General features: G+C 34.8%; 5 protein-coding genes. All 5 read right to left on the bottom strand.

What is annotated here, in order from left to right:
- Window positions 1-1,352, bottom strand: a 1,352-nt coding sequence (gene lysS / locus ACESM9_RS14455; protein WP_373000228.1) for a lysine--tRNA ligase, incomplete at its 3' end; no start/stop codon positions are given.
- Between the two features lie 11 nt (window positions 1,353-1,363).
- The gene (gene greA, locus ACESM9_RS14460) at window positions 1,364-1,843 is read right to left on the bottom strand and encodes a transcription elongation factor GreA (RefSeq protein WP_373000232.1); all 480 of its coding nucleotides are present in this window, start codon (window positions 1,841-1,843) and stop codon (window positions 1,364-1,366) included.
- Between the two features lie 245 nt (window positions 1,844-2,088).
- Window positions 2,089-2,931: a hypothetical protein gene (locus tag ACESM9_RS14465; RefSeq protein WP_373000235.1), complete on the bottom strand. Its 843-nt coding sequence runs from the start codon at window positions 2,929-2,931 to the stop codon at window positions 2,089-2,091.
- 74 nt (window positions 2,932-3,005) lie between these two features.
- Window positions 3,006-3,929, bottom strand: a complete 924-nt coding sequence (locus ACESM9_RS14470) for a quinate 5-dehydrogenase (RefSeq protein WP_373000238.1) — start codon at window positions 3,927-3,929, stop codon at window positions 3,006-3,008.
- Window positions 3,930-4,040: 111 nt separating this feature from the next.
- A partial coding sequence (gene dusB / locus ACESM9_RS14475; RefSeq protein ID WP_373000241.1) for a tRNA dihydrouridine synthase DusB occupies window positions 4,041-4,907 on the bottom strand: 867 nt, incomplete at its 5' end.

A 4,907-nucleotide genomic window follows, 5' to 3' on the forward strand; every position in this document is an offset into this window, starting at 1 on the left:
TCTTCATCCATTGCATAGGCTTCGTCATCGCCGTATTCTCTATCCTGGAGCTGCTGTAGGAATCTCTCCCTTTGTACTATAGGATCATTTAGCTCTGAATATGCATTAGCGATTTCTCTTCCGTAAATAAAGGCTTCAAATCTCTCAGTTATAGAAGGATCATCCTTCTTTGCTTTGGTAAGTGGTGATATCTCTACAGGATAATCTATTACAAATGTAGGTTGTATCAAATGTTCCTCTACATAAGCTTCAAAGGCAGCATTCAAAATATCTCCCCATGTGCAGTATTTCAAATCTTTCTTTAATTCGTCTACTATGTTAAGCTTTTTCGCTATTTCCCTTGCTGCTTCGTCACCTTTGATTTCCCTGAAATCAACGCCAGAATATTTCTTAACTGCGTCTATCATGGTTATTCTATTCCATGGCGGTGTCAAATCGATCTCAGTACCTTGGTATGTTATCTTAGTAGTTCCCAATACTTCCTGCGCACAGTATGCTATGCACTCTTCACAGTACTTCATCATATCATTATAGTCTGCATAGGCCTCATAAAGCTCTATCATAGTAAATTCAGGATTATGCCTTACGCTGATACCTTCATTTCTAAAGTCTTTGCCCATCTCATATACTTTTTCAAACCCACCTACTATAAGTCTCTTTAAGTATAACTCGGTTGCAATTCTCAAATATAAATCAATATCCAATGCATTACTGTGGGTTACGAAAGGCCTTGCAGCAGCACCGCTTGCAATAGTGGCTAATACAGGAGTATCTACTTCCAGATATCCTCTATCATCAAAGAATTTTCTCACACATTGTATTATTTTAGTTCTTTTTATAAAAGTATCCCTTACTTCAGGATTCACTATCAAATCTACATATCTTTTTCTATATCTTATATCTGTATCCTTTAATCCATGCCATTTCTCCGGTAGAGGCTGAAGAGATTTTGTTAAGAGAGTTATCTCTTTTGCATGGATTGATATTTCTCCTTTTTTTGTCCTGAAAACAGTTCCCTTTACACCTATAATGTCTCCGATATCATAGGTTTTGAATTCCTTATAGTTTTCTTCTCCGATATCATCGGTTTTTATGTAAATCTGAATTCTGCCGTTTCTATCTTGGACATCAGAGAAGGATGCTTTACCCATGTCTCTTTTGGACATGATTCTTCCAGCTACAGATACAAACTGTCCTTCCATAGCTTCAAAATTATCCTTTATCTCATCAGAATGATGGGTGACATCGTATTTGACTATATCAAAAGGATTTTTTCCAGCTTCTTTAAGAGCTTTTAGCTTTTCTCTCCTTACCCGAAGTATCTCATTTAGATTTAATTCTTCATTAGCCATTCTTATTCCCCCTATTTCTTGATATGCAGAATCCTATATTTAAGTATACCATCAGGTACATGAATTTCTACAACATCTCCAACTTTTTTACCGATTAAAGATTTACCTACTGGTGATTCATTAGATATCTTCATATTTATCGGATCTGCTTCTGCAGAACCAACTATTGTATACTCCATTTCATCACCCAACTCCTCGTCTTTTACCAACACCTTGGCGCCTACATTTACAGTTTCTGTATTTATATCTTCATCATCAATAACCTTAGCAGTTTTAAGTATATTCTCGAGTTGAGCAATTCGCCCTTCTATAAAAGCTTGCTCATTTTTTGCTTCATCGTATTCTGAGTTTTCGGATATATCTCCAAAGGCAAGCGCTTGCTTAATTCTTTGAGCTACTTCAGCTCTTTTTGTAGCTCGTAAATACTCCAATTCCTCTTCTAATTTTGCCAACCCTGATACTGTTAATAAGTTTTCTTTATTGTTTGACATTTATACGTCTCCCCTTTAAAAATATAAAATATTAACGCCATTGATGTGAATAATATATGTCCTTATAAGATTTTTATCCTGGTATTGATTTCTTGAACTTAGCCGCTCTTAAGCGTCCATATCTAATAAGAGGAAGAATGAGAGCGGGTTGATTTAGTGATTATTGCCAATATATTAATATAACAAGCACTGCATAAGGAAGGTCCTTCCAGTGCTTGCTTATCATGCTATTTGTTTATTATAAATTAGCACTTTTGTATTGTCAAGATTATATTATTCCTCTTAAGCTGCCGCCCAATCCACCCTTTTTCTAACTCTTCTCCCTGTTCATTGTAAAAATGCACATGGGGAAAATAAGAAGCTATTTGCGATACGTTTCTTTTAGATGAAAGTTTAATGATTAATTTTCCGATTTCTTCACTATACTTTATTTTTAAATCATCTAAGTCAAAATCCTTTATTATTTTTGTTAAAAGTAAAATTCCCTTTTCATGGATAATCAGACTTGGAAAAAGGTTTTTATATCTCTTTCCAAGTTCTGAGTTCTCCCATATTATTACTTCCGATTGTTTAATCAAATGCTTTATATCATTTACAAAAGCGATGGATAGACCCATTTCTTTAATTATTTTTTTATGCAGTTCTTCCATAATAGATTTATCTTGTTCCATTTTAAGTATCATAATACTGGAGGCTTCAGCAGATATTGTTTCTATAAGAATAGGATCCATATTTTCGCTTATTATACCAAAGTTTTTATTAAAAATGCACTCTCCTAAAATTGTGCCTATCTCTTCTATAGCTTTTGTAATCTTGACAGCTGACCAAATGCTTTCCAGTTCCTCATCCACATCATCGATATAGAACACAGATTGTATGCCTTGTTCCCTTAAGAACCTATCGACTAATTTTCTTTGTCTTGTTTTATGTTTGATATCTTTTGTATAAGGGATTTCAAATATGAATATTTCATAGGTTTCTCCATCCAACTCAATATTAATATTACCTATATCGTAAGGTCTTCCTAGAATCCAAAACATTATCTTATTAGTACTATCACCATATAGAATTAACGCAGCTTTTTTCATCCTCCCATCTCCATTAAGTTCGTTTGAATATTAATATTATAGGTAATATGAATATATGCTAATATTCTGTAAGTTTATGAAACCTTTGTTTCTTTAAGATAAACAATATGAGGTTTAAAATCTAAATCATCTAGTACAGCAAAATAATCGTCAGCTTTTATTTCATCCGGATCCTTCTTAAGTATAGCAACAGCTAAAGCTTCAATTACATTTGTACCAAAGGATCTACCTGATAGATTTGGAGTGGAAGTCACGAGTATACCTGCATTTCTTTCTTTAAGCCATACCACATCTTCCTTGGTAACAGTATTAGTGACAATTATCTTACCCTTTGCATCCTCCGGCAAAAAACGCCTTATATAATGAAAGTCTCCTGCAATTATATCTGAGCTATCAAAGTATTTGTCGTATTTACCTGCTAAATTTTCACCCTTATTTTGAGTTTTTCCTGTAGGATAAAGCATATTGAAAGGCAGTTTGCAAGCCAAAGGAGCCACAATTCTAGCTATTCTCTCTAATCTCTCCAAAGTATATATAGGTATATTAAAACCCAAGGCTATCATTATATCTCCCAAAATCAAGCTACAGCCCATTTCATGAAACCCTTCTGCCATACCATATCTGTCTACAGCAGTCAATATAAAAACCTTTTTGCCCTTGAGAGGCATTATATTATCGTTTATAAAGCTTGGAAGCCTTCTTTCCAGACTTGATTTCAATCCGGAACCATCTACCATGGGAGTAATTTTAGCTGCATTCTTTATTTGTACTGCATCCTTTATTATATATTTTTTATTTCCAGCTCTTAAATATAGATCAATACCTCCCATACCAAAGGCATCCACTTTACCATCTAAGCTGCTGATTATTTCTATGGCTTTTTGCATATCCCCGTCTGTTCCGATTCTCTCTACAATTATCTTTTCATCTTTGAATACAAACTCGACCCTATGATCTCTTTTGGATGAGCCAATGCTTACACTCACAACATGCTTCATTTGTTCTACTCCTCCATAACTCATTTTCCATTTACCATTATATATATATTCTAATACTATTGTGTAATATAAACAATTTTATACATACCTGAAAAATTGAGAAACTCCTATTTAGCCAAGAGTAGCTAGATAGGAGTTCAATAAATTCTCAATTTCATGTTTTTCAGTCATTGTAAATATTTTATTTTTTATATCACATGAACCAGGTAAACCTTTTAAGTACCATGAAGCATGCTTTCTCATTTCTCTTATTCCTACTTGCTCACCTTTATGTTGAATCTGCATATTCAAATGAAAAATAAGCATTTCAATTTTTTCCCTTGGTGTGGGCTCCTCAGTTATAAATCCGTTCTTTAAATACTCTACAGTTCTTTTAAATATCCACGGATTACCCTGTGCCCCCCTACCAATCAACACAGCATCACAGCCTGTTTCTTCCACCATTCTTTTTGCATCTTCTGGCGAGTATACATCCCCATTACCTATAACAGGAATGGATAAAGCTTGTTTCACCTTTTTTATTATATTCCAGTCCGCTTTTCCACTATAAAACTGTTCCCTGGTCCTTCCATGGACTGCTATAGCTGCTGCACCCTCTTCCTCCGCTATTAGCCCAAGTTCAACCGCATTTATGCTGTTTTCATCCCAGCCTTTCCTTATCTTCACCGTCACAGGCGTATTTACTTGCTTTACTACTGCTCCTATTATCTCACCCGCCAGCTTAGGATTTTTCATAAGAGCAGACCCATCTCCATTGTTAACTATTTTAGGTGTAGGGCAGCCCATATTTATATCGATTATATCTGCTCCATTTTCTTCAGCCCTGGCTGCTGCATATGCCATTATTTCAGGTTCGCTGCCAAATATCTGTATAGCAACAGGTCTCTCCCTTGGATCTATTTCCATCAGAGACTTTGTGTTTTCACTTTTATAATACAAACCTTTAGCGCTTACCATCTCTGTATATAGCAATCCACA

The organism is Lutispora sp., from assembly GCF_041687175.1.
Classification (GTDB): domain Bacteria; phylum Bacillota; class Clostridia; order Lutisporales; family Lutisporaceae; genus Lutispora.

Bases quoted from the DNA above. Each gene is read 5' to 3' on its own strand.
- ACESM9_RS14465 (WP_373000235.1), bottom strand. From the start codon at position 2,931: ATGAAAAAAGCTGCGTTAATTCTATATGGTGATAGTACTAATAAGATA.
- ACESM9_RS14470 (WP_373000238.1), bottom strand. From the start codon at position 3,929: ATGAAGCATGTTGTGAGTGTAAGCATTGGCTCATCCAAAAGAGATCAT.
- greA (WP_373000232.1), bottom strand. From the start codon at position 1,843: ATGTCAAACAATAAAGAAAACTTATTAACAGTATCAGGGTTGGCAAAA.